This is a genomic window from Candidatus Chloroploca asiatica, assembly GCF_002532075.1.
Taxonomy (GTDB): Bacteria; Chloroflexota; Chloroflexia; order Chloroflexales; family Chloroflexaceae; genus Chloroploca; species Chloroploca asiatica.
In genome coordinates this window covers 16264-42320 of the sequence record NZ_LYXE01000085.1, presented here as the reverse complement: position 1 = coordinate 42320, position 26057 = coordinate 16264, and the positions used below count along the sequence as shown (strand labels likewise).

Below are 26057 nucleotides of genomic sequence, written 5' to 3'. Positions count from 1 at the left end.
ATATTTGCAATGAAGCATACTGAACTCCTTGCGCAGGCTATTCTGGCGGCCCACGACGGCCAGATCGATGAAGCGAAAGCTCGCTTCCTCACTCTGCTTGAGACCGATGAACAGAACGAACAGGCATGGCTCTGGCTCGCAAAACTGGTTGATGAACCAGAAGAACGCCGGATTTGCCTCGAAAATGTTTTGATGATCAATCCAGCCAATGCCTATGCCCAGCGCAATCTGGCCGCTCTCCAGGGCACGTCGGCCATTCCTTCCTGGATTGAAGCTGAACCAGATGCCTCCTCTGCGCAATGGCTTGATCTCATGCTCTCTGATGTCAATCAGCGCTTGCCTGATTGGCTTGTTGACCAGAAGCTTGCGCCTCACTCAGTTCAGGTTGATCAGGGGCCGCGCCTTCCCAGCGCACGGGGCGAGGAGCCGACATTCCCCTTAAAGGCGCACCCTGTACCTCACCCCGACCACGATGAAACGCAGCCTTTTCAGCCTGACCGTGAGTTACTCGAGGTGTTCCCCGCTTGGTTGACGAGCGAGCAACTTACGACAACACCAATGGGTCAACGAACGACCCGTGATCATTCAGCACCCTTGGCCAGCCAGCAAGAACAGCTCGCCACATGGCTAGAAACCCTTGTCCCTGAGCCGCAAGACCCTGTTGAAGCCGATCCAGAGCCCGAGCCTGCACCGCAAGCCCAGCCACCTCGCGAACCAAAGACGCTCGCTGGAGCAGATCCGTTTGCCTCACGTCTAAGGAACGGTCACGCCGACGATATCTTTGTCTCCACCCCGGTCTCGTCCGAGCGTCCGCCAGCCGCTGCCTCCCCGGTGACGAATGATAATCGTCCAATTGTACTACTGCCAGCACCATCTTCGTTCTTGAGCATCCCCTCCAGCCATGCGGCAACCGACAAGGCCGATGCGGAAGAACCATGTCCCTTTTGTGGGGCAACTACCCGACTTGCGGATCGCGCTTGTCCATCATGCAACACGAACCTGATGATTCGGGAACGGCCCGAGACACGACGCTCAGTGGCGCTCAATCTTTTGATTGCACTGTATAGTATGAATACCCTGCTTGTGGTTGGTCAGGTCGTCTTGACGATTTTCTCAATTCTGATCATTGTGCTGCAGGCAAGTTTGGCTGAACGGGAACTTCCGGTGATCAATACGATCCCAATGGTTGCCAGGTTTCTCTTTACTGCGCTTACCCTTGGTATCATGATCGGGTTGTGGCGCAAACGCGCCTGGGCCTATCTGTTGCATATGGTTGGTACCGGCCTGGTTATTGCGAGCATCCTCGGCATGCTCGTCAGTCCCAATATGCGCTTCATGAGCGATGTGCTCCCACTCCTTGGGCTGGCACGTGCTGAAGTAGCCGGCTCATTCGGCGGGCTTAGCTTCATCGTGGCCCTCGTCGCGCTGACCCTCATCAGTTATGGCGATTTTTTTGGACGGCGTGTACGCATGACCACCGCAGGTTTGATGACGAGTAGCGATGCCTATAACCTCGGTCTGCTCTATCGCGATAATGGAATGTGGTTTATGGCGGCCCACGCCTGGGAACGTGCCGTGATGCAGAGCCCCCGTGATCCACAGGTGCGTCGCGCGCTTGGACTTGCCTATGCCCAGATTAAGCTTTATGATGCAGCTATTGATATCCTCAAGACAGCCATTGCGCTTGATCCTGAGAATAAACAGGTACGTGAAGATCTTGCTCTGGTGACGCGTCTGGCAAACAAGGCTAGGCGTGATCATTCGTTGTCACCCCACTAGCCTTGCCTCGCGATCCTTATGTAAGGAAGTGCCTCGATGAACATGCCCGATCTGTTGAACCAAGCAATTGAGGCAGCCCGCCATGGGCAAGCTCGTGAAGCTGAAGCGATGCTTCTGGAGATTGTTGAAGCGGACGAAACGAATGAGCTCGCGTGGCTCTGGCTGGCCGAAGTGGTGGCAGAGCCGGAAGAGCGCCGTACCTGTCTCGAAAATGTGCTGGCCCTTAATCCGGCGAATGCGGCAGCGCGCCATGATCTCCAGCGCCTCAATGCGGCCTATCCCCCAGATGCAGTGCTTCCCGCTTCGCCCATCAAGCCGGCAAGCAAAGCGCTTCGCCCCTCCCAACGTCCGGGTCTGCCGAAATGGCTTGTGAATGTCCCCTTGCCAACCGACCCTGCCATTTTTCGCGAGGCCCATACCCCCGCAGGTTCGGAACGGTTGGCACGCTGGCTTAATACGCCGCTCTCGACAAACAAGGGCTCGATGCCTCAGTCACCCGACGAAGAAGTGATGCCTGTCTCCTCACAGGATGAACTGCCCCTTCCTGGTTGGCTTGACATTGATACCCCTCCGGGTCTTCATGAACAGTCCCACGCACCGGCTGATGTCCCGGTGCCCGACTGGCTCAGCCTTGACCCACCCGCCACGCCCGCCGACCCTGAGCCGCCCCGCGAGCGCACGGACGACTCCCTTCCCGACTGGCTCAGCCTCGACCCGCCGGCCACACCCGCCGAGCCGGAGACGCCCCGTGAGCCCTCCGATGTCCCGGTGCCCGACTGGCTCAGTCTGGACCCGCCAACCACGCCCGTCGAACCTGAGCCGCCCCGTGAGCGCACGGAGGACTCCCTTCCCGACTGGCTCAGCCTGGACCCACCAGCCACACCCGCCGAGCCGGAGACGCCCCGTGAGCCCTCCGATGTCCCGGTGCCCGACTGGCTCAGTCTGGACCCACCCACTACCCCCGCCGAGCCGGAGACGCCCCGTGAGCGCACGGAGGACTCCCTTCCCGACTGGCTCAATCTTGGCCCGCCGGCCACGCCCGTCGAGCCGGAGACGCCCCGTGAGCCCTCCGATGTCCCGGTGCCCGACTGGCTCAGCCTTGACCCACCCACTACCCCCGCCGAGCCGGAGACGCCCCGTGAGCCCTCCGATGTCCCGGTGCCCGACTGGCTCAGTCTGGACCCGCCAACCACGCCCGTCGAACCTGAGCCGCCCCGTGAGCGCACGGAGGACTCCCTTCCCGACTGGCTCAGCCTTGACCCACCAGCCACGCCCGCCGAGCCGGAGACGCCCCGTGAGCCCTCCGATGTCCCGGTGCCCGACTGGCTCAGTCTGGACCCGCCGGCCACGCCCGTCGAACCTGAGCCGCCCCGCGCACCGGCCAATGTCCCGCCGCCCGACTGGCTCAATCTGGACCCGCCGGCCACGCCCGTCGAACCTGAGACGCCCCGCGCACCGGCTGATGTCCCGGTGCCCGACTGGCTCAATCTGGACCCGCCGGCCACGCCCACCGCGCCGGAAGCACCCCGCGAGCGCACGGAGGACTCCCTTCTCGACTGGCTCAGCCTGGAAGCCCAACCCATCCGTGATGAGCCTCGTGCATCTGAGATAGCGAACCAAGCCGAACCCATTCGCGATGAAGCCCCATCAAACACGTCTGATTGGCTCAGCCTTGATGCGATGACAGCGCAAGGCTCCTCAGCTTCTGAATGGCTCAGTCTTCCTCCCTCTTCATCGGATCAAGCCGCAGACTCAGCACAAGCCACCCCAGAGGATAGCGCGTGGCCGAGTATCGATGAGCGCATTGCAAGGGTTCAGCAACTACGAGCCGCCGCACCGAGCCCCGAAACGCTCAGCGACGCTGATGCTCCTGTACCTGAGGCAACCACGCCAGAACCCGTAGCCAAAGCATCGCCGAAAAAACGAGCGTTTGGGGTACCCTTAGCGCCAAAGCTTATTGATGATCCGTGCCCATTTTGTGGTACGCAAACCTACATTTCTGACCGAACATGTCGCCAATGCCAGAAGGATCTTGTACTCCGCAAAAGCCCACGCACAAAACGCTCGCTAGCGCTGAATATCCTCCTCGGGCTCTATGGCATCAATGGATTATTTGCGCTTGGCATCAGCCTCTTTGGTGGGCTCGCCCTGCTTGGCATTCCAGGCAATGGCGGTGAAGCAAGCGCTGCGATGCTATCACCAGCAAGCCTGGTCGGGCTGATCCTGGTAACAGGCATGTCACTGGTGATCATGGCTGGCCTCTGGCAACGACGCCCGTGGGCCTATATCGCGCATGGCATCGGGTTACTCTTCAGCATCATCACGGTCATGGTCGCGATCTTTGCCCCCACCCTCACTGGCATCGCGATCCTCGTTCCGCTGCTAGGCATGATCATCACGACCCTCGCAGGGGGCATCGGGGCGCTCGTGTTGCTCGTGCTAAGTGTCATGCTGAGCGTGCTCAGCATGGACGATTTTTTCGCACGGATGGTGCGGATCACAAGCACGGGTCTGACCATGCCGGGAGAGGGCTATCAACGTGGCCTTGAGTACCGCAAGCGAGGGATGTGGCACCTGGCGGCCCAAACCTGGGAAGAAGCCATCGTCGAAGAGCCGCGTGATGTAACGATCCGCCGTGCGCTCGGGTTCGTCTATGCCAAGATGCAACGCTATGACGACGCACGAGAATGCCTCCGCGTCGCGCTTGCCATTGAACCTGACAATGCCCGGTTACGCGAAGACCTCGCCGTCATCGAGCGTCTGCGCGTCTTAGAGCAACAGCGCTAACAACGCCTCTTCACTGAGAATGGGGATGCCGAGTTGTTCCGCACGGCTCAGTTTACTACCGGCACTCGCCCCGGCGACCACATAACTGGTCTTTTTGCTGACACTTTCACTGATCTTACCACCATGATTTTTGATCAACTCAGCCGCTGCTTCACGCGTCAGCGTCGGCAGCGTCCCGGTCAAGACGAAGGTTTTGCCAACAAGGCTATCGCTGGCGCGTTCACGTGGGGCAGCACCAGTCAATTGCAACCCGGCGCTCCGCAGTCGGTCAACAAGTTCCCGGTTTTCGGGGCGCTGAAAGAATTCGCTCACGCTGGCGGCAACCACTGGCCCCATCCCTTCAATGGCTTCAATCTCAGCCGGTTGCGCCTCCATCAAGGCCGCGAGACTCCCAAAATGGGTCGCAAGCGTCGTCGCGGCAACAATGCCCACAAAACGAATGCCGAGACCAACAATCACCCGCTCAAGCGGGCGTTGCTTTGAGGTTTCAATCGCCTGCAAGAGATTCGCGACCCGCTTCGCTCCATACCCCTCCACACCCGCAAAATGTTCGGGCGTCAGACGATAGAGGTCGGCGACATCACGAATCCAGCCGAGACTCACAAACTGTTCGGCCTGGCGCTCACCAATGCCGACGATATCCATCGCGCTCCGGCTGACAAAATGCTCGATCCGTCGCACCAGTTGCGCCGGACAAATGCCAAAATTCGGGCACCGCCACGCCGCTTCACCCTCCAGACGCTCAAGCGGGGTGCCGCAGGCCGGACAAACCTCAGGGAAGGCCCAGACCTGCTCATCGCCAGTTCGACTCGCCGTGACCGGGCCAACCACATACGGAATCACATCGCCAGCCCGTTTGACCATCACCTGATCGCCAAGCCGGATATCACGCTCACGAAGATACGCCTCGTTGTGCAGGCTCGCATTGCGCACCGTGACCCCACCAAGCTCAATCGGTTCAAGCTCGGCATTTGGCGTCACAACCCCGGTACGACCGACATTGACCACAATGTTAAGCAACCGCGTCACCGCCTCGCGGGCCGGAAATTTGAAGGCAATCGCCCACCGGGGATCGCGTTGCACCACCCCGAGTTCGCGCTGCTGAGCAAAATCATCTACCTTGACCACCACACCATCGGCTTCGTACGCCAGCTGATCGCGACGCTCCATCCAGGCGTTGCAATAGGTCACCACATCGGTAAAGCGTTCAAAATAGCGCACATCCTGGTTCACCGGAAAGCCAAGCCGACGCAAATACGACAATGTCTGCCACTGGCTCGCGAGTTCGACCCCTGTAAAGGGGCCAACGGCATAGGCAAAGAAACGCAACGGGCGGTCAGCCGTGATCGACGGATCTTTCTGGCGCAACGAACCAGCGGCGGCATTGCGGGCATTCGCAAACAGCTTCTCGCGACGACTCGCCAGCCGCTCATTCAACGCCTCAAAAGCGGCTGTACGCATATAGATCTCGCCGCGTACCTCGATCCGCGCGGGGATAGCGGAAGGGAGTCCCAGTGCATCACGCTCAGGCCCGCTTTGGCCAGGCTCATCCAGCAACGAGAGTTGGGTCGTCCCGCTCGCCGGGGGGCGCAAGTGCAACGGGATGCCTCTGACGGTGCGCAGATTCGCGGTGACATCCTCACCAATCTCGCCATCGCCACGGGTTGCCCCCTGCACAAACTGGCCGTGCTCATACGTTAGCGCAATCGCCAAGCCATCAATCTTTGGCTCAACCACAAACGAAACCGGTGTCTCGGGGCCAAGCAACTTCTGTACCCGATTGACATGCCACTCGTGCAACTCGTGCTCATTCATCGCATTTTCGAGCGAGAGCATCAACTGCGGATGGCGCACCTTGGCAAACTGGCTAGACGCCGGTGCGCCCACCCGCTGGGTCGGTGACGTCGGCGTCAACAGCTCAGGATACGTCGCTTCAAGCCCGCGCAACTCGCGCATCAGCGCATCATACGCTGCATCACTGAGCGTCGGATCGTCAAGCACATGGTAACGATAATTTGCCTCATCAAGCACCGAGCGTAACTCTTCAACCCGGTGGCGAGCTTCTGTGATCGTCATACTTGATCTTCCTGGTTATTGGTATATAGCAACCCTAACTCATTTGTGAAGGTGCTGTATGCTTGCTCGCGGCTACGCCGCGAGCAAGCATACAACCGCTTTTGCAAACCCGTTAGGGTTGCTATAGCACTCCTCAGCCGCACATTGTCTAGGACTGCTCTATTATAGTGCGAAAGCCCTTTGCGCCTTTGCGTCAAATCATCGAGAAACTTTGCCGCAGGCACTCCCCTCTAGTCTACACCAAAACCTGTACCCTGGATTGGGGCAAACTGGTGCGTAGGACTGATGCCATTGATTGTCTGTATGGTCTATCATACATCTAGTATGAACTGAAAGTGAAGGGATACCATACCTCATGCAAACCGCAAAATACCCGCTTGATTTGAAAGGGATCGTGAGCTTTCTTCTCCTCGCCAACGGCCTCGGCTGGCTCGTGGTTAGCCCACTCTGGTTGAGTGGGCAGGGCTTGCAGCATCCACTTGTCGGGCTGCTTCTCCCGCTCCTAATGTTCACGCCGGCCCTTGCGACCTTCGTTGTCACCAGGTGGATCAGTCGCCCCCCTCAAGGTATACGCACTGCCACCGGTTTGCGCCTAGGCAAAGGCTATCGCTGGGGCTGGTACTGGCTCTTTGCGTGGGTTGGCATTACCCTGATGGTCTTTGCCAGCCCCTTTGTTGCGGCGCTCTTTGGCGTCTATCAACTCGATCTGCGCGAGTTGTCTGGGTTTGCGACGAATGCCGAGCAGGCCGGCGGGCTACCCGCAGGCATGTCGGTGCAGACGATCGTGCTGATCCAGCTGGCGACCGTATTGATTGCGCCGATCCTCAATGGGCTCTTCACCTTTGGCGAAGAGTGGGGCTGGCGCGGCTATCTGCTCCCCCAACTCTTGCCCCTCGGCCAGTGGCCTGCCCTGTTGATCAGCGGGGTGATCTGGGGGCTCTGGCATGCCCCGGTGATCCTGCTTGGCTACAACTACCCTGATCATCTCGCCACCGGCTGGCTCATGATGGTCGTGATGACCACGGTCTGGGGCATTCTGCTCGGCTGGACCCGCCTAGCAACCGGGAGCGTCTGGCCTGCGGTGATTGGCCACGGTGCGCTGAACGGGGCGGCTGGCATTGTCTTTTTGCTGCACGCTGAAGGCACGACCTTTGATACCGCCCTCGTTGGCGTCACCGGGGTCACCGGCTGGATCATCCCCCTGCTCTTCATCGGGTTGTTGATCCTGACCCGACAACTCCCGGTACGCCATGCGCCGGATGAGGCGCTTATGGCCGCAGAACCGGCCCCCACGACGGCTCAGGCCGCCGCGTAGATCGCTTCGTGCTGGGCGGCAATGGTCGACCAATCGAAACTGGTTGCCAGTTGCCGCCCGGCCGCAGCCAGGCTGGCCTGTAAGGGTGCATCGCTCGCCAGGCGACGCAAAGCGTCAGCGAGCGCCGGCGCATCGCCAGGCGGAACAAAGAGCACTGCTTCGCGCAGCAGGGTTGCCGTCGCTGCGTCGGTTGGCGTCGTCGTAATGACAGGGCACGCATGCGCCAACGCCGCCAGCAAGCTCCCCCGGCGGAACGAAGCCCCATCGGCAAAAGGCAGCGCCATGCAATCAGCACTCAACAGGTGCGCCGAGACAAACTCGTTGCTGACATGACCGGTGAGAATGGTTCGCCGCGCAAACTCTTTCTGGCTCACCCGGATGCGGAGCGTCGAAGCATAGGTCACATCCTGAGGAGTCGTCGCCGCACCGCCGATCATGATCAAGCGCCAGGGAAGGTCAAACCCTTCCAGTGCATCGAGGAGCAGATGCGCTCCTTTGCTGGGCGAGAGCAACCCAAAAAAGGCGACGACAAATTCATCGGGCCTGATGCCCAACATCGCACGCCACTCTTCACGCAGGAACTCCGGCGGCGGAGCAACTGCGATATTCGAGCCAATTGGAACATGCACGGCCCGATAGCGGGCCAGCGCCTGTGCATCGGCACTGGTGGTGGCAAGAACCGCGTCGGCATCAGTCGCGAGCCGGTGATGAACCCAATCACGCAACGGGCCAGCTTTGGGCAGCAGATAGGGGCGCAAGAGATCGTGAAAGGTGACCGCGACGCGCAACCGGGGGCGCAAACCTCGCAGACGCCAGGGCAACAGGTTGATCCCGGCTTGCATCCCATAGGCCCCCGTCTGATACTGAATGTGCAACCAGTCGGGACGTAGAACATCAAGCGTCGCAATGAGGGCAGGCCAACAGCGGATCGACCAGTCGAGCCCTGTTCCCGCCGCCGTCAAGACTTCACGCTGATGGCCCTCTCCGCCCCGATAGAGCACGAGGAAGCCTCCTTCAATGGTAAGCACCGTGACCGTATAGCCACGGGCCTCAAGGGCCTGCGCAAGGCACCGGGTATAATCACCAACGCCCCCCGGTACCGGTGGATACTCGCCAGTCAACAAGAGAATGCTGCGCGCCTGCATACCTATCGTCCTCTCAATGTGCCATTCATTCAACAACCACGCTCAACGGCGTCGCCTACGACGCGCCTTCCTTAGTCGGTGAACTACGTTTTCTTATCTGCCTCTGGCAAAGCCAATCCGTCGCACGCTTGGCGTCCAGATGCGGTCTCAATACCCTTTGCGCCTTTGCGTCAAATCATCAGACAACGTCGTTGAGAGGCTATTCATGCCTGGCGTCCGATCAAGCCCTCGGCAAGGGCACGCAAATGGGCATGAGCGATCTCGGCGGGTGTTCCTGCGGCTGGTTCGATCTGCGCGAGGGCCGCAAAGGCAGCAGCATGATGGTCACGGGCCTGCGCCGCGCAAAAGGCTCGCGCATCAACCCCATCAAGCATCGCCAGCGCCTGCGCAACCGCAGCGTCGTCCATCGTTTCACCACGATAGATCCGAGCCAGTTCGTCGCGGTGCGGGCTATGCGCCAGCGCATACACGACCGGCAGACTGACCTTTTTCCTGACCAGATCCGCCGCAGGCGGCTTGCCAGTCAACGCTGGTGCCCCCCAGATCCCCAGGATATCATCCTCGATCTGGAAGGCGAGGCCGACGCTCCGCCCAAAATCATGCAGTGCCGCGACCGTCGTAGGCGAAGCTCCAGCCACCATCGCCCCGAGTTCACACGCGCCAGCAATTAAAATCGCTGTCTTGCGTGCAATCATCATCAAATACGCCTCGGGATCAATGCTCAGATCACCCTCGAAGCTCAGATCAAGAAACTGACCTTCGCAGATCTGCAAAATAACTTCATCAAAGCGATGCAAGATCGCAAGCACACGTTCGGGGGGCACCCCGGTCGCGGTCAGACCATGGATTGCCAGGTGCGCCAGGACAAACATCCCATCGCCGGCATTGATACCCTGGGCGAGCCCCCACAACGACCAGAGCGTGGGACGGCCACGCCGAGTCGCACTGTCGTCCTCGATATCATCGTGGATCAGCGTAAAGTCGTGCAGCAACTGAATCCCGGCCGCCAGCGGCAACGCCTGCGCCGGATCACCACCCGCCGCCTGGCATGCCAGCAAAACAAGGTGAGGACGGATCAGCTTGCCAGGATCAGACTCGGTGAGGGCCAGATGCTCATCGCGCCAACCAAGGTGATACTCCTGCATCTGATAAAACCGTGCTAGCCGGGCCTCGACCGATGGAAAGACGGCACGCATGGCCGCCTGAATGGCTCCTCGTGTATCAGGTTGCATCAGGTTTCTCTCAGCTAAAGCCCTTACAGGCTACCGTTTTCTATAGTACGAGTAACACTAGTAGATACCGCATTCTAACGCATTGGATAGCTCATAACGACCGCGACAAAGATGATGGGTGACTGTAATGTGGGCGTAATGCATTTGCATTGTCTGCGCAGAGCGCGACTAGTACACTGCATCATATGTAAGGCGGTAGGAGCACGGGCCAACGAGATCAAACAAGCGAATGTTGACCCCAAGATAACCAGCCTTGAGCCACAAATTTTGCTCTAGGGAAAGGATTGCGTTCATGCCACTGAATATGCGCTTTCGTTTCAGCCCAGCCAAAGATGGTCTGGTCAAAGTCCTCGGCCCACTTGAAACTGACATTATGCAAATTGTCTGGCAAGAAGACCGTAGTACTGTCAAGCATGTTCACCGAAGCTTATCACAGAACCGTGAGATTGCCTATACAACGGTGATGACCACGATGAGCCGCCTCGCTGAAAAAGGGGTGCTCAACCGTCATCGTGAAGGGCTGGCCTATGTCTATTCGCCCGCTATTACCGAAGATGATTTTGTACAAATGGTCGTCCATCAGGTGCTCGATGGCCTGATGGACGAGTATAGCGATACCGCCATTGATTATATGGTTGACTATCTTGCGCGCAACAATCCTGCCGAACTCGAGCGCCTGCACCAGACTATCAGAGCACGTACCAATATCTGAACCCCGTCTGCGCTGTCCACCCTCACTTCTTTGCTAGCAACACATGCCAGTTCGGCTGGCGTGTGTTGCCAGCAAAGGACGGGTTTGCTGTACAGAAGCTTACCCCGCTACCTCACCCCACAGATCGTATGCCGTTGCTTGCGTGACCTGAACCCGAACGAACTCGCCAACTGGCGGGTTACCCCACACAAAAACCTGACCATCAACTTCAGGCGCATCGCGGAACGAACGTCCTACCGCAAGGGGACGCTCGTCATCGCCCGTGCCATGCCCTTCAATCAAGACGGGAAGTGTGCGACCGACCCAGCGGGTCATGCGCTGCTGCGAAATACCCTGTTGCAACTGCATCAGCGTATGCCAGCGTCGCTCGATCACCTGCGGGCGCACCTGATCAGGCAGCGTCGCGGCATGGGTTCCCGGCTCTTGCGAATAACGAAACGCCCCAACGCGGTCAAGTTGCATCGTTTCGAGGAACATGAGCAACGCCCGAAACTCTTCAGGGGTCTCACCAGGAAACCCGACAATAAAGGTCGAGCGCAGCGCCAAATCGGGCATCGCGGCCCGCATCGTCGTCAACAACGCCATCGTACGTTCGGTATCGGGGGGGCGTCGCATCCGGCGCAGCGTCGCAGGATGGGCATGCTGAAGTGGCATGTCAAGGTATTTGACAATCTGTGGGTGGTCAGCCATCACCCGAATGAGGCGCTCGGAAATCCCGTGCGGATAGGCATACATCAGCCGGATCCAGGTCGTTTCAGGCACCACCTGACAAAGTTCCTCGAGCAAAAGCGCGAGGCCATCGCGCAGGCCAAGATCACGGCCATAATCAGTCAAATGCTGCGCCACCAGCACTAATTCACGCACACCATGCTGCACCAGTTCACGCGCTTCGGCGAGCACAGCCCCGACCGGTTTCGAGGCCATATCACCCTTGAAACTCGGGATGGTACAGAAGGCGCACCGCAAATTGCAGCCATCAGAGATCTTGAGGTAGGCGGAAGGTGTGCTACGCGTACGCCGGATCTGAGTCGTGCGCCAATCAGCGTAGCCCGGCAAGGGTGGTGCCTCGGCCACTGGCGCAGGAGCAGGTTGCAGACTGAGCACCGGGATAGCCTGACCCTGTTTCGTTGTACGCGGGGTCGTGCCCCCAACTAGATCGGCAATCTGCATCCACTGCTGGGTCGAAAGCGTCTGATCGACCCCTGGCACTGCCGCCACCAACTCACCGTGCGACTGGGCCATACAACCCGCCGCAATCAACTGCTGACCTTCACGCTTGCCACTGGCGAGTTCACGCAGCACCCCGAGCGTCTCTTCACGCGCCGCAGCAATGAAGCTACACGTATTGACAATAATCACATCGGCTTCATCCGCCGTGGTTGCCTGCGTATGACCCGCCTCAGTGAGCAGACCGTCCATCCCCTCGCTATCAACTGCATTCTTGGGACAACCCAGGGTAACAAGATGGTATTTCACAGTATGTCTTTGCTCTAGCGATAGTTAGTAAACTGGAGGGGAACCTCAATCGTATCCTGGGCTTCACGGAGGAACTGCATAATCGCCTGCAGCTCATCACGGCTTTTCGACGTAACGCGCAGGATCTCGCCCTGAATGCGTGGTTGAACCTTGGGAAACGCATCACGGATCATTTTGGCAAGCTTCTTCGCAAGCTCGCTATTGATCCCCTTGCGCAATGTCGCCGTCTGCGCGACCCTTCCCCCACTGACATCCTGCATCTTGCCATAGTCGAGAATCTTGAGGGACAACTGACGACGCAGCATTTTCGTCTCAAGAATATCACGCACACTTCGCAGGCTCAGTTCATTATCGGTCGTGATCGCCAGATCAGTCTTGCTCAACTCAAGCGTCGTACGCGTGTCCTTGAGATCATAGCGCGTATTGATCTCGCGGAGCGCCTGATCGACCGCATTGACCAGTTCCTGGTGATCAAAATCAGAGACAACATCAAAGCTATTTTCTGCAGCCATACCTCTACCTTATAAAATCACAGCTTAATTCGACGGCCAAGCCCAGTTGACCGGTTGACCGGTGACCTGCCCAAGTGGACCCTGTTGCAGACCATTGACCGTCACCAGCACATCAGGCGGATTGCCCGCCCGCACAAGCACACGGCGCTGTGCCGTAAAACTCAAGCGCTCGCCAGCGCGCATAATGCCTTCAAACGCGACATTGCCATCAGTCTGCACCCGCACCCACGAATTCTCATTGCCACGGACGCTTGGAACAACCACTTCAAGCGCAATTGGCGCCGAAGACGTCGGTGTCGGCGTTTCCGGGGAAGACACCCCAGCGCCACCTGGCCTGGAGACAGGTGGAACGGCTGTTGGCGCAGGACGTGGTTCATCGGGGTCAGCTGCAGCGCCCCCTGCAACCGGTGGGATGATCATCACCGGAGGAGCAGGCGGCGAAGTTGGCAGCGCCACCGTGGGCATCACGGGGAGCGGCGAAGGCGTCGAAACCACCACTGGCTCAACCTGAGCAACCGTGGCGCGATCACCAATGCGTCCCACCGCATTCAAGGCAATATAGCTCAGCCCGATCAGTGCTACCGTCACAAAAAAGACCCCAAAGAAACTTGGCAACACGTATGAGCGCTTCCGTGGTGGCTTGGCCAGAGGCAAGACCCGTATCGGATCAGTAACCCCACGCTCGTGGCGATAGAGTTCAATCATCTCATCGGGAACCAACCCGAGATACTGCGCATAATTACGGATAAAGCCGCGGATTGTCACATCGCCAGGTAAGCGCTGGAAAGCACCTTCTTCAAGGGCAAGTAGCGACTGCTGCAAAATCCTTGTATCCATTGACGCCTGGGCCAACGAAAGCCCTTGACCCTCACGGGCCTGGCGAAACCGCGCCCCGAGTTCACTCATCTGTATCCTCACGATGCAAGGCGACTATGTACGAGCATGTACCTACCTGTATAAACGTGGCAGCAAAGGAGAATAGGCCAGACTAGGCTAGGAAGAGGTGTTGAGAAGTGGCGGCCAAAGCAATTCTATTATACCATGCCAGGTATAGCCCCCTGACATACTGAGTTGCTAGGAATCGCGCTGATGCTGGTGCAAACGACCAATTTCGTTGGTCGTTTGCACCAGCATCAGCAAGTGGTTTATAGTAACCGAAGGTAGAGAACAATGAACCCTTTCACAAGCATCAACACCGGCGGCATCGATTGGCTCGCACGATGGCGCGAGATGTATGATGCCGAACGCGCCCAGGGCGAGGCGGCCACCGATCCAGCCTTTCGCCGTCAGAATGATTGTTGGACTGGCCGCGCCGAACGGTTCGCAGCAACGAGTCGCCGCATCGAACAACCTGATGCCTTTATGCAACTGCTGGCCCCACGCCTGCGGCCAACTGACCGCGTACTTGATGTCGGGGCAGGGACGGGGCGCTATGTGCCGTTCCTCGCGCAGCACGTAGCCGAGGTGATTGCAGTTGAACCGTCACCCGCGATGCGGACGGAACTTGAATTGACGCTTGCCCGCGAACAGGTCACGAACGTGCAGGTCTGCCCTGAAAACTGGCCGTTGCGCGAGCCGATCCAGGCTGAGGTAGTGCTCTCGGCCCACGTGGTCTATGGTGTGCGCGAGATTGGCCCGTTTCTTGCCGCCCTTGATGCAGCAGCGACCCGTCTCTGTGTGCTCTTTCTTGGGCTGAAACATCCCACGGCAGTGCTGGCCCCCTTCTGGGAACGGGTGCATGGCGAGCCGCGGTTGCCGTTGCCGGCTGCGCTCGAAACGCTCGCTGTCTGTCACCAACTTGGGCTACCCGCCAACCTTGAACTCGTTTCGGCGGTGCGACCGTTCCGTTTTGCCGGGGTTGAAGAAGCGCGCGAAGAATTGCAGGTACGTCTGCGCCTCGGGCCAGATCCGCAACGGGAAGCCATGCTTCGCGAGGCGATCGCCGACTTGCTCGTGACGACCCCCGAGGGTGCGCTGGCCCCACGCCACGGCCCGAGCCACGCCGCCGTGATCTGGTGGACACCGACATCACGGTAGCCACGCGCAGTAAAGTCGGCACTCCCACTCCGTAGGCCGCACACTGCCAGGTGCCTACGAACCTTGTCTCAGCCCAATACCTTGCAAATAAGGCGGCTGTTTTGACGCAAAGGCGCAAAGGCGCAAAGGTTTTTGCGTAGGTGAGCTTAAACCTTCGCGTCTTCGCGTCTTCGCGTGAGCTTATTTGAAAAGTATTGTGCCTAAGCCAGGCCTTTATTCGGTTGGGTAGCGGGCAACCTGCGTATTGGCCCGACGGATAACCATATGGCCCGCTCGCTGACGAACTTCATCGATCACACGCTGGCGGTCAATGGTGAGCAACTGGCGGCCCTGCATCAAGATGCGCCCGGCGACAATGACGGTGTCAACATCGGTCGCACGTGCGCTGTAGAGCAACGTAGCAACCGGGTTGTGCATCGGTTGCAGATGCGGTGCATCGTGCCCAATCAAGACTACGTCGGCCTGGTACCCGACGCGCAATTCGCCCGTCACCCCAGCAAGGCCAAGTGCGCGGGCACCTTCACGGGTCGCGAGGGCAAGGGCTTCGCCAAGGGGCAGAATATGGGCATCCCGACGCGTATGTTTCTCAAGCAGGGCGATCAAGCGGGCGGCTTCCAACAAATCATAGCTATTGTTACTCGCGGCCCCATCACTGCCAAGCCCGACAGTCAGGCCAAGCTGACGCATCTGCACCACCGGCGTGACCCCAAGCGCCATCTTGAGTTCAGTCTTGGGGGTACTGACCACCCGCACATCAGCGGCCGCCAGGATCGCCAGATCTTCCTGGGTGGGATGCGCCAGGTGCGCCGCTAACGTAGGCACCTCAAAGAGGCCCACATCGCGCACCAGCGCCACCGGCGTCTTGCCGTGATGCGCCAAGCTCTGCGCTACTTGGTCAGCCGTCTCAGCCAAGTGCAGGTGAACCCCAAGCCCGTGCTGGCGAGCCACTTCAGCGGTACGTTGCAGCAGGGATGGCGTACAGGTATAGGGCGAATGTGGCCCGAGGCCCGTCGTGATGCGCCCCGCAGCCGATCCTTGCCAGCGCTCAGCAAAGGCCACACTGGTCGCCAACTGGTCGTTCTCTTGTGGCCCACTAAAAAAGACCTGCGCAAGATAGGCCCGCATGCCCGCTACGTCAACGGCGCGCGCGACTTCGTCCATCGCAAAATAGTGATCAGCCACACAGGTCACGCCGGCCTCGATCATCTCGGCAAACCCAAGGAGGCTCCCCCAATAGACATCCTCCGCCGACAGGTTCATCTCCATCGGCCAGATATAGTCGTTAAACCAGGACTCAACGGCCACATCTTCGGCGACCCCGCGCAGCAGGCTCATCGCGGTATGGGCATGGGCATTGATCAGGCCGGGGATGGCGAGTTTGCCCTGGGCATCGAGCACCTCACGGGCGAGCCCGGGGCTAATGGTAGGCGCAATGGCGGCGATACGACCATCAGTGATTGCCAGCGCATGCCGGGGCAAAAAACTGGCGGAAGGCCCCTCAATTTGAAGAATGTCGGCATTGATCACCAGAAGATCGTACATGAACCTTGCTGCTTCCTCTCAAACAATGATACTGGATTGTAGAACAGAATCGGCAAAGGGGCAAGTGGATGGCTCGCACACAAATCAGCATAGCTGATTTGTGTGCGAGCGAAGCGGGGAACTGGGGCCTGCGGCCCGCAATCCGCAGCCCGAGGCAGTCTATGTTACAATATTCACGACTCCGAAGAGGAGGAGGAAGCTGATGAATAGTGAAGTGTTGCGACTGCTTTTGACGGTTGCGCTGATGTTTTTGTTGCTCAAACAAGCCGGGCGAGCAATGCCTGGTTCGCGGCGGCGGCTTGCGTTTGGGCTTGGGGCAGGAGGCATTGGCACCATTGCCGTGATGAATGCCTTGGTGGCAATGCAGTTTGGCGCGACATGGCTTTATACGTTGCTGGGCCTGGCTGGCTTTGCGTTGCTGGCGGGCAGTGTGCTGGCGCTGGTCTTTGCGTATCGCGGGGGCGAGCTTGATGAACAATTTCGCCAGGTGCGCGCCTCAACCCTCGCCGAGCGTGAACGGCGCGAGCAGAAAGAACGTGGTGAATAGTAGGTGAAAGCGCTATGAAGCTAGAGCTTGAGTTGATCGGTCAAGAGGCACGCCAGGCGGCGCGACACCTGGGCTTGCTGAGCACCGCAGCCAAAAATGAGGCGCTGCTGGTCATTGCCGATGCCCTTCAGGACGCCCACGAGCCCATTCTGGCGGCCAATGCCGCTGATCTTACCGCTGCCCGTGCGGCCGGGACAAGCGCGGCGTTGCTTGATCGCATGCTGTTGACCCCCGCCCGCCTCACCGCGATTGCCGAAGATACGCGTCGCCTGGCAGCGTTACCTGATCCGGTTGGGCGGCGCTATGATGAACAGCACTTGACGAACGGGCTCACGCTCGGCAAGCAGCGTGTCCCTTTCGGGGTGATCGGGGTGATCTATGAGGCCCGCCCGAATGTGACGGTTGATATTGCGGCGATCTGCCTCAAGACTGGCAATGCGACGATTATGCGTGGCGGCAGCGATATTGCCCGCAGCGTCGCGGCGCTGACTGCGGTGATCAGCGGGGCTCTTGAACGGGTTGGGTTGCCTACCGCAGCCGTGCAGAGCCTGACTGATCCTGATCGCGACCTGGTGCGTGCTCTGTTACGCCTCGATCGTTATGTAGACATGATCATTCCGCGGGGCGGGGCGGGGCTCCACCGTTTCTGCCTGGAAAACGCGACCGTGCCGGTCATCACCGGGGGTATCGGGGTGGTGCATCTCTTTGTCGAGGCCAGCGCCGATCTTGAACGGGCGGTGCCGCTGATCCACAATGCCAAGGTGCAACGCCCGAGTGTCTGCAATGCGCTCGATACGCTGCTGGTGCAGCGCTCGATCGCCCCGGCATTGTTGCCCCGTGTAGCTGCGGCGCTCTGCGCTGATGGCGTTGAGTTGCGCTGCGATCCGGCAAGCCTGGCGATCCTGACGCCCCATCCTGATGCCGCATCATGGTCGCTCGTCGCGGCTGAACCGGGTGATTTTGGAACCGAGTTCGTCGATCTGATCCTGTCGATCAAGGTTGTTGAGGACATCGATGCGGCTCTTCAACATATCCATACCTATAGTTCAGGCCATACCGAAGCGATCCTGACCGAGGACGCAGTAATGGCAAAACGCTTTACCGACGAGGTTGACGCCGGGGCGGTTTTTGTCAATGCGAGTACCCGTTTTAATGATGGAGGTCAGTTTGGCCTCGGGGCCGAGGTGGCAGTTTCGACCCAGAAGTTGCACTGGCGTGGGCCGATGGGGCTTGAGGCGTTGACGACCTTTAAGTGGGTCGGTTCAGGTGACTACCTGAGCCGTGATTGATGGTCGATCAACGACGTTTTCTAATATGCTCCCGAAGGGAGTGCCGGCTTCAGCCGGCTGATGAATATTCAATCGTACATCGGGTCTGTGGTAGTGCCGACTTCAGTCGGCTGAGCCGGAAGCCGACTGAAGTCGGCACTCCCTGATGTCATTCTTAAAACTCATCAGCCGGCACGCCCTGATTTCTTCATAAGCACGAGCTTGCTCTGGATGATACGATGACTTATTGCTTGCATTTAGCCCATTGTTATCCATCACATATGTCGATCTACGGCGACCGGGGCAATGTCATTGCGCTGGTGCAACGCTGCGCATGGCGCGGCATTGCGCTTGATGTGACGCCGATCGAGCCAGGCGATGCGGTTGATTGGTCGTCCTTCGATCTAGCGTTTTTTGGTGGCGGTCAAGATAGCGGCCAGGCGCTGATTGTGCAGGATCTCTTTGAACGCCAGCGGGTAGGCTTCTGTGCTGCGATCGAAGCGGATCTGGTTTTACTGGCAATCTGTGGGGGCTATCAGTTGCTCGGGAACTACTTTTTGACCCACACCGGCGAACGACTCCCCGGGCTCGGGATCCTCGATCTGCATACCGTTGGCGGCAAACAACGCCTCATTGGCAATGTCGTTGTCGAAGCAACCTTTGGCCATGGCCCGCCCGTGCACCTGGTTGGCTTTGAGAACCACAGTGGCCGTACCTATCACGGCCCTGGCGTACGTTCGCTCGGGCGGGTCGTGGTGGGTCACGGTGATAACGGCGAAGACGGAGTGGGCGGCTCGGTCTATCGCAATACCTACGGCTGTTATCTCCACGGCTCGCTTCTGCCCAAAAATCCGCAACTGACCGATCATTTGATCCGACTGGCCCTGCAGCGACGCTATGGCTCTGAGGCGAAACTACCGCCATTAGAGGCCCGGCTCGAAATGCATGCGCAACAGACGATGCTCAAGCGTCTGCTGCCGCGCAGACTTTTTCGGCGCTCGTAGTTGAAGGAAAAACCCATGCACACAATCGTGACCGGTGGAACAATCGATGAGGAAGAGGTCGCAGCAGCACTGGCGGTGGTTGCAGCCGTGCTTGAAAGCGAGGCGGCAGCGCTAACGCAGCCAGGTGAGCCGACGATGCCGGGGTGGGTCGTTGGCGCACGCCTGATTACCCAGGGCCTACGGCCTACCCGGGTGCCCACGGTGCCGCGCTGGCATACCATCGAGCGCCTTCGGCGGGCCGAGCGTGCCAGCACAGGCATTGTTGGGCAATAGGCATCACCCTTGCAAGACCCACGCCTTCCACGCGGCTTCAAGCTCGTCAAAATTGCGCCCATAGATCCCAACATAATCGGCTGAGCCAGGTCGCCCCTGGCCCGTCACATAGAGCGCATCAAACGCCTCACGCCCGTAGGTCTCGATCAGATATTCAACAAAGCTCGCCCACTGGTAGTAGAGCTTGTTCATATCGCTGATCGGCAACCCGACATAGCTGAGGCCAAGCGGCAGTTCTTCGCCCCGACGGAGCCACGGCGCAACAAAGGCACGAAAATGGGGCGCGTCGCCAAGCCAATAGCGCCCAGCGCCCCAGGTCGCAATGCCCTCGGCTAAGACCAGATCGGCCTGCAAGTGACGGTCGCCATAACGGTCATGGCAGAGTTGATGCACAAACTCGTGCGCCAGAATATTCACGGCACGGTTGAGTGGGAGCGTCGGGCACGTAAAGACTTGCACCCGGCGCACATCGGTATACGCAATGCCGTGGAGCCCACAGCCTGGTTCGAGCCCCACATAGACGTCAAGCGGACTGTGCGGGGCCATCGCGGTGCGCTGCACAACATAGGCCAGCGCCTGATCCAGATCCGTGACGAGGTTCTCTTGCGCTTGAGGGTCAAGCAAACCCTCGGCAACGGCAAGCCTGAGCATCCCCATCTGACCGGTATAGGTGCCACTAAGTGGCCATGGCGTTGGCGTTGCGCCTGGTGGTATCGGACGTTCAACACCCGCCGGGAGTTGCACCGCCGAGTTGGGGGCAAAGCGAGTGGTTGTCCGTCCACCGGCAAAAAGGGCGGCCAGGAGAATCAAGAGCGAGCCAAGGGCGAGCGGGCCGAGGGCCGATTGAGGAATTCTGGGCCAGGAAGACATCGATCCCGCTCCTTCATTATCGCTCTGTGCGCGATAGTGTCATTACTCGACGATCACCTGGTAACTCGCCCGCTCGGTCGTATGCGGCGTTGTTGGCACAACAACAAGCACGATCTCTTCTTCAGGATGAAGTGACGTTGCCACTGAGCCATTCTGATCAACGGCAAGGTTCTCTACCCGATACGTCCCGTCAGTCAACTTCCGCACCAGCCGCAATTGCCACAGCTGCGGCAACTCACCCGCCACCCGCACAAAACCCTCGGCCTGCCAGGAACTCGGCCCAGCATCGACCGGATCAAAGAAACCCAGTTCAGGAATCTGCAGATTATCGAGCAACATTCCCGGGGCATTGAAGCCTTGATCGTTGATCTGCCAGAAACGCAGCAATATCGACTGCCCCACATACGGCGTCAAATCCATCGTCTCTTCAACCCAGCGCCCACGCATGCCCTCTTCCAGACGAAACCCTGGCTGACCACTGATACCCGTGATCCCATGCCCATAGTTGAGCCCCTGCGGATCATCGGTTGTCGTCAACCGTCCTGGCAATGTCTCCCAGGTACGCCCATCATCAGTAGAAACCGTCACAAAAGCATAGTCGTAATCATGCTCGATTTCGTACCAGGTCGTAAACCGGAGGGTCGCGCGGGTCAGATCGCGCAGATCAAACGCACGGGTAAGCGTCGCGACTGAATCATCACTGCGGCCACTCCACCAGGCATACTGCCCGGGGATCGAAACTGCGGTCAGGGGGATGGTCGTCGCGCCATCGAAGGTGAGGCTCGTGCTTCCAGGGGGCACAAAGAGGTACGCAGCCCCGAACTGGGCCAGCGTCATCGCAAAACGGCTCTTGATCGTCGTGATCTGGGTACGTGAAGGCAACAGATCGGGCAACTCGTGGCCGGTCGCGTAGGTATAACGACCATCACCGACGGTCGGATCGTCAATTAGATTCGCGACGGCCCAATCGGCCACGATTTCGCCGAAACTGGTATACCCCGGGCGCGTCTCGTTCGCCAGATCAACGAAGGCCTGCAGATTGTTGCCCGCATTCGCCTGCACCAGTGGGCGGATCTGAGCTTCGCCGGCATACTGGGCATAGATATAGCGCATCCAGAGATGGGCGGCCCCATAGTGCGCCCCTGATGCACCAGGGCTCACCCGCCACGCCGTCAACTGCGTATCGGTATTGTAGAGATAGAGTGGAATAAAACCGGCATCAACAAAGCCATTCAGATCCTCGGCAAGTTGCGAAGCACCCTCGTTAAACCAGGTCGCACTGCCAGGTTGCTCGTGTTGATGGATCATATGCTGAAACTCGTGGGCCAGCACCGTCAAATAATTGGGATCATCAAACGGCATCAACGCAAGATTCATAAAGAACATCTCGCGTTCATTGCTAAACCGATTGATCTTCCGTGGCAACGAATCTTGCGAAGAATAGTAGCCAAGCACCCGTCCACTCGGGTCACGCGCATTGAGGATCGTAATACGCAGATCACCATCGACCCCTGGTTGAAGCTCTGAACCAAAAATTTCACGGGTACGTGGATAGATCTCTTCTTCAAAGGCCCGTGCGGCTCGCTCGAGATCTTCTTGGACATAGGGCAGACCGGTCTCGACATACATCAAGAGCACCGGCCCGACATACCGCAACTCGGCGTCAAGCGAAAGATGCGTATTATCGCGGAGATCGGTGACAAAAAAAGGCTCAACCTGTCCAACCTCAACCTCAAGCGGTGACGTCCGGGCAACCTGCGGGCAGGCATCAAGCGTTGCACGGCACGCCCCCAGCGCAAGCGCAAGCTCGATCTGATCACGCAACCGTCGCGGCGACGCCTCAATGAGAGCAATGGGATCGCGATCAGCGTCTTTCGCGGGGAGCGACGAGGCGGGCGTTGGTACAACGGGCCCAGCGGTTGACGAGGGTTCAGCGGAAGGCAGCGCAGCAGCAGTCGGCGCTGAAGCGGTGCCTTCCGTTGGCCCCAACGTCAGCGTTGCCCCAACGAAAGGCGCTTCCGTTGCTATCGGCGTACCGGCAAGGCTTGTCGGATCGGGGCTGGTTGCAACGCGATCACCAGCAAATCCGCAGGCAACGAGCAGAACCAGCGCAAGCGGCAGCCAAAACAGACGTTTCTTCATAGCCTTATTGTAGCGCTATCTACTACCTGGATGCAACTTCGTGCGGCTCTAGCGGTGATGAGCGTTTTTGGTTCGTTGTGGCGGCTTCGCCGCCACAACGAACCAAAAACTGGGCGTTGCCGAATGGTCATCAGCCCTAAAAATCCAAACTTGAGGCACAATACACAGTATGATGCCTCAAAAACCCTTCCACGCTCGTCTTCCGTTTTTTTATGGCTGGTTCATCGTCGGTGCCGCAGCATTGATCACGTTCAGCTCGGGACCTGGTCAATCCTACACGTTCTCCGTCATTATTGACCCAATTCTCGATGAAACCGGTTACTCACGGACACTGCTCTCCTCGCTCTACGCGGCGGGAACTGTGGTCAGTGCCTTGATGACTCTGGTCATCGGGCGCCTCGTTGATCGCTATGGTGCCCGTCGTATGCTTGGGGTAGTGGCCGTACTCTTTGCCCTCGCAAGCCTTGGCCTGGCGCAGGCACGTGGCGTAGTGGGGCTATTTCTTGGCTTCGCCGGGCTGCGTGCCCTGGGGCAAGGTTCGCTTCCCGTCATTGCGACCCTGCTAACAGCCCAGTGGTTTGTCCGGTACCGTGGACGCGCAATGGCCCTGGTAACCATGGGCTTTGCGCTTTCCAATGCCTTCTTTCCCCCTTTCACTCAACTCCTCGTTAGCAACCTGGGCTGGCGTGGTTCCTATGTGGCCCTCGCTGCGCTCCTCGCCGCTGTCTTATTGCCAGCCATGCTCATTGCTCGCGATCGCCCAGAGACACTAGGGCTCTTTCCCGATGGGGCAGCAAGTCCTCCGGCCCACGAGACCGCCAGCGACTCGGGCGCAAGCGCAGCGGCACCAACCTTGCGTTCGCCATCCTTCTGGTTGCTCGCACTACCGCTGGCGGTCGGGCCATTTGTCGTGACGGCCCTGGTCTTTCATCAAGTCTCGATCTTCGCCGAACGTGGGCTTAGCCCAGCCATTGCTGCGGGGGTCTTTGTCCCGTTCTCGGCTGCTGCCGCCGGAGCAACACTGCTTGGCGGATTTCTGGTCGAACGCTTCAAACCGAAACGAGTCTTGCTTGGCAATCTGCTCTTGATGACAAGCGCCATTGCTATGCTACGTTTGGTGCAAGATCCGGCAAGCGCAACCAGCTATGTCATTTTGCTTGGGGCGAGTTCCGGCCTACAGAGTGTGGTTCAAGGGGTTGCCTGGGCCACCTATTACGGGCGTCAGGGTCTAGGCCGACTCCAGGGCAATGCGGCCATGGTGACCATCAGTGCCGCCGCACTGGCCCCGTTGCCCCTGGCAGCCTGGCAACAGAGCGCAGGTAGTTACATCCCCGGTCTTACCGCAATGATCGCCCTCCCACTCCTGGGCGCGTTGCTCTTACTACGCTTTCAACCACGTCATGGGTGAGGGTTGCGCGAGAACCTTTGTATGCTACAATTCGTTGTATGAACAGTAGCCAATAGCCTTGGGTGGAGGAACAGACATATGCCTTCTCCGTTTCCTGGCATGGATCCATATCTTGAAGGATACCTTTGGCCTGATGTGCATAATGCTCTTTCCGCAAAGATTCGTCAACTCTTAACCCCACTTATTCGTCCTCGTTATACTGCGCGCCTGAATATCTATGTTGTGGAAGATGTATCGCCTGAAGGAGATATTGGAATCCTCTATCCTGATGTGGAAATTATGCGGGCTCAGCAACATGCAAGAGAGCATCCGCCAGGAACGCTTCGACAAGAAACAGGATTTGGAGCCGTGACGCCTGCAGCACTTACAATACCTGTGATATTGCCGATTGATATTCAGCTTACGTCTGTTGAAATCCGTGATACAGCACAAAATCAACTTATTACTTCGATTGAGTTGTTGTCGCCGGTCAATAAACGTGAACCTGGCTTGCAGCAGTATCGTTTAAAGCGACAAAGATTGTATCAAGCCGGGGTTCATTTGTTGGAGCTCGATCTTCTCAGGCGGGGGACACGACCTATTTCCCACCCAACCTTACCTGATGTGCCATATCTAATCACGCTTACGCGCGCACATACGGGGAAGACCAATGTATGGCCCTTGCACTTAAAAGATGCTTGGCCAAATATACCCGTTCCATTGCGCCAGCCTGATGATGACGTAGTCCTCCATTTAGGAAGCGCGTTTCGCGAGATATATGACGAGGCGGCCTATGATTTGTCGATTAATTACCAGGAACCGCCGCCTGCACCAGCCCTATCAGATGAAGATAAAGCGTGGGTTCGAGCGTTGCTCGATCGCCGCTAAAGCGAACATGTGGATGGGCGGGTATGGGTGGCTTTGCCACCCATACCCGCCCATCAGATAAAAGCCGGGGCGAAACGCAGGCCTACGCCATCATCGGGTTCCGCGAGGCCATTGCCCGCAGGCGCGCAATGCGCTCTTCGGTCTGCGGGTGGGTGCGGAACAGGTTGCCGAAGCCACCGACAAGCGGGTTGATGATGTAGAGGTGCGAGGTCGCCGGGCTCGCTTGCATTGGGACGCGACCAGCCGCCCACTCGAGTTTTTCGAGCGCACTCGCCAGCGGCAGGGCATCGCCAAGAATATTGGCCCCACCCTCGTCGGCCAGGTATTCACGCGAACGTGAAATCGCCATCTGGATGATCATAGCGGCAATTGGCGCAAGCACCATCATCAACACGCCACTGAACATCTCGGCCAACCCACCGCTCTCCTCACCATCATCGCTACTAAAGCTTGAGAAGATCATGCTCCACATCGCCATATCGGCGATCATCGTCACCGCACCGGCAATCGAGGCCGCGATGCTCGAAATGAGCGTATCGCGGTGCTTGATGTGCGCAAGCTCGTGGGCAATCACGCCAGCAAGCTCATCACGGGTCAACAAGCGCTCGATGCCCGTCGTCACCGCCACCGCACCGTGCGCCGGGTCACGCCCGGTCGCAAACGCATTCGGCGTATCGGTCTCGATCACATAGACCCGCGGCTTGGGGATCTCGGCACGGAGCGAGAGGTTCGCAACCATCTCGTGCAACTCCGGGGCCTCTTCGGGGGTCACTTCGCGGGCCCCGCTCATCTTGAGCGCCAGCTTATCCGAGAACCACCAGGCCCCCATATTCATAGCCACCGCAAAGACCAGCGCGATGATCATGCCAAACTGCCCGCCGAGCAGCCCACCAATCACAACAAAGAGACCGGTCAAACCGGCCAGCAATATCCCAGTTTTGAACGTATTCCACATTTGCATATGTTTTGTTTGGCTCCTTTTTGATGGATGAAAAACTTTTGCTTGCGTTGGCACAAAGGCCAGCTTTGCTGGCCGTTTGCGCCAACGCAAGCAAGATTCTTGCG

General features: G+C 58.7%; 21 protein-coding genes. 11 read left to right on the top strand and 10 right to left on the bottom strand.

All coding sequences use genetic code 11. The features are described 5' to 3' along the window. The first annotated feature begins 9 nt into the window (after nucleotides 1-9). Together A9Q02_RS10120 and A9Q02_RS10115 are read left to right on the top strand one after the other, a co-directional pair. A complete protein-coding gene (locus A9Q02_RS10120; protein ID WP_097652535.1) occupies nucleotides 10-1779 on the top strand; it encodes a tetratricopeptide repeat protein in 1770 nt (589 codons plus the stop codon). Between the two features lie 36 nt (nucleotides 1780-1815). Then, nucleotides 1816-4566, top strand: a complete 2751-nt coding sequence (locus A9Q02_RS10115; protein ID WP_097652533.1) for a tetratricopeptide repeat protein — start codon at nucleotides 1816-1818, stop codon at nucleotides 4564-4566. On the opposite strand, the gene ligA is transcribed toward A9Q02_RS10115, so the two are convergent. Then, on the bottom strand, nucleotides 4549-6642 hold the full coding sequence (ligA, locus tag A9Q02_RS10110; RefSeq protein ID WP_097652531.1) for an NAD-dependent DNA ligase LigA: 2094 nt from the start codon (nucleotides 6640-6642) through the stop codon (nucleotides 4549-4551). The genes A9Q02_RS10115 and ligA overlap by 18 nt on opposite strands. Nucleotides 6643-6997: 355 nt before the next feature. On the opposite strand from ligA, the gene A9Q02_RS10105 reads away from it, so the two are divergent. After that, nucleotides 6998-7957: a CPBP family intramembrane glutamic endopeptidase gene (locus A9Q02_RS10105; RefSeq protein ID WP_097652529.1), complete on the top strand. Its 960-nt coding sequence runs from the start codon at nucleotides 6998-7000 to the stop codon at nucleotides 7955-7957. Here A9Q02_RS10105 and A9Q02_RS10100 read toward each other — a convergent pair. Both A9Q02_RS10100 and A9Q02_RS10095 read right to left on the bottom strand, forming a co-directional pair. Beyond that, nucleotides 7942-9102, bottom strand: a complete 1161-nt coding sequence (locus A9Q02_RS10100) for a glycosyltransferase family 4 protein (protein ID WP_097652528.1) — start codon at nucleotides 9100-9102, stop codon at nucleotides 7942-7944. The two genes, A9Q02_RS10105 and A9Q02_RS10100, sit on opposite strands and share 16 nt — an antisense overlap. A gap of 203 nt (nucleotides 9103-9305) precedes the next feature. Further along, a complete protein-coding gene (locus tag A9Q02_RS10095) occupies nucleotides 9306-10334 on the bottom strand; it encodes a polyprenyl synthetase family protein (RefSeq protein ID WP_097652527.1) in 1029 nt (342 codons plus the stop codon). 292 nt (nucleotides 10335-10626) lie between these two features. Between A9Q02_RS10095 and A9Q02_RS10090 the strand changes: the two genes are divergently transcribed. Continuing rightward, nucleotides 10627-11046, top strand: coding sequence for a BlaI/MecI/CopY family transcriptional regulator (locus tag A9Q02_RS10090; protein WP_097652525.1), 420 nt, complete (start codon nucleotides 10627-10629; stop codon nucleotides 11044-11046). A 99-nt stretch (nucleotides 11047-11145) separates the two neighbouring features. Here the strand turns inward: A9Q02_RS10090 and rimO are convergent, their stop codons facing one another. The 3 genes from rimO to A9Q02_RS10075 are packed head-to-tail and all read right to left on the bottom strand — an operon-like array spanning nucleotide 11146 to nucleotide 13940. Beyond that, nucleotides 11146-12522, bottom strand: coding sequence for a 30S ribosomal protein S12 methylthiotransferase RimO (gene rimO / locus A9Q02_RS10085; protein ID WP_097652524.1), 1377 nt, complete (start codon nucleotides 12520-12522; stop codon nucleotides 11146-11148). A 14-nt stretch (nucleotides 12523-12536) separates the two neighbouring features. After that, nucleotides 12537-13034 (bottom strand): YajQ family cyclic di-GMP-binding protein, encoded by a 498-nt coding sequence (locus tag A9Q02_RS10080; RefSeq protein ID WP_097652523.1) that lies wholly within the window; start codon nucleotides 13032-13034, stop codon nucleotides 12537-12539. 24 nt (nucleotides 13035-13058) lie between these two features. After that, nucleotides 13059-13940: a helix-turn-helix domain-containing protein gene (locus A9Q02_RS10075; RefSeq protein WP_097652521.1), complete on the bottom strand. Its 882-nt coding sequence runs from the start codon at nucleotides 13938-13940 to the stop codon at nucleotides 13059-13061. A 264-nt stretch (nucleotides 13941-14204) separates the two neighbouring features. Between A9Q02_RS10075 and A9Q02_RS10070 the strand changes: the two genes are divergently transcribed. Next, on the top strand, nucleotides 14205-15071 hold the full coding sequence (locus A9Q02_RS10070) for a class I SAM-dependent methyltransferase (protein WP_097652520.1): 867 nt from the start codon (nucleotides 14205-14207) through the stop codon (nucleotides 15069-15071). A 213-nt stretch (nucleotides 15072-15284) separates the two neighbouring features. On the opposite strand, the gene A9Q02_RS10065 is transcribed toward A9Q02_RS10070, so the two are convergent. Next, nucleotides 15285-16613: an amidohydrolase family protein gene (locus A9Q02_RS10065; RefSeq protein ID WP_097652518.1), complete on the bottom strand. Its 1329-nt coding sequence runs from the start codon at nucleotides 16611-16613 to the stop codon at nucleotides 15285-15287. Between the two features lie 202 nt (nucleotides 16614-16815). Here A9Q02_RS10065 and A9Q02_RS10060 point away from each other — a divergent pair, with 202 nt between their 5' ends. The 4 genes from A9Q02_RS10060 to A9Q02_RS10045 all read left to right on the top strand — a co-directional run bounded on the left by A9Q02_RS10060 (nucleotide 16816) and on the right by A9Q02_RS10045 (nucleotide 19705). Further along, on the top strand, nucleotides 16816-17160 hold the full coding sequence (locus A9Q02_RS10060) for a hypothetical protein (RefSeq protein WP_097652517.1): 345 nt from the start codon (nucleotides 16816-16818) through the stop codon (nucleotides 17158-17160). A gap of 14 nt (nucleotides 17161-17174) precedes the next feature. Next, nucleotides 17175-18449, top strand: a complete 1275-nt coding sequence (locus A9Q02_RS10055; RefSeq protein ID WP_097652516.1) for a glutamate-5-semialdehyde dehydrogenase — start codon at nucleotides 17175-17177, stop codon at nucleotides 18447-18449. Nucleotides 18450-18667: 218 nt separating this feature from the next. Beyond that, complete coding sequence (locus tag A9Q02_RS10050) at nucleotides 18668-19432, top strand: type 1 glutamine amidotransferase (RefSeq protein WP_097652514.1); 765 nt, start codon at nucleotides 18668-18670, stop codon at nucleotides 19430-19432. Between the two features lie 15 nt (nucleotides 19433-19447). Then, nucleotides 19448-19705, top strand: a complete 258-nt coding sequence (locus tag A9Q02_RS10045; RefSeq protein WP_097652513.1) for an acyl-CoA carboxylase epsilon subunit — start codon at nucleotides 19448-19450, stop codon at nucleotides 19703-19705. Between the two features lie 3 nt (nucleotides 19706-19708). Here the strand turns inward: A9Q02_RS10045 and A9Q02_RS10040 are convergent, their stop codons facing one another. Further along, complete coding sequence (locus A9Q02_RS10040; RefSeq protein WP_097652512.1) at nucleotides 19709-20575, bottom strand: hypothetical protein; 867 nt, start codon at nucleotides 20573-20575, stop codon at nucleotides 19709-19711. A gap of 42 nt (nucleotides 20576-20617) precedes the next feature. Beyond that, nucleotides 20618-22717, bottom strand: a complete 2100-nt coding sequence (locus tag A9Q02_RS10035) for an immune inhibitor A domain-containing protein (RefSeq protein ID WP_097652511.1) — start codon at nucleotides 22715-22717, stop codon at nucleotides 20618-20620. Nucleotides 22718-22886: 169 nt separating this feature from the next. Between A9Q02_RS10035 and A9Q02_RS10030 the strand changes: the two genes are divergently transcribed. Further along, nucleotides 22887-24125 carry an MFS transporter gene (locus A9Q02_RS10030; protein ID WP_097652509.1) on the top strand — a complete coding sequence of 413 codons (1239 nt, stop codon included), beginning with the start codon at nucleotides 22887-22889 and terminating at the stop codon, nucleotides 24123-24125. Between the two features lie 78 nt (nucleotides 24126-24203). Beyond that, entirely contained in the window at nucleotides 24204-24992 is a 789-nt protein-coding gene (locus A9Q02_RS10025) for a DUF4058 family protein (protein ID WP_097652508.1), read from the top strand. An 82-nt stretch (nucleotides 24993-25074) separates the two neighbouring features. Here A9Q02_RS10025 and A9Q02_RS10020 read toward each other — a convergent pair whose 3' ends face one another. Further along, a complete protein-coding gene (locus A9Q02_RS10020; RefSeq protein WP_097652507.1) occupies nucleotides 25075-25953 on the bottom strand; it encodes a zinc metalloprotease HtpX in 879 nt (292 codons plus the stop codon). Nucleotides 25954-26057 lie beyond the last annotated feature (104 nt).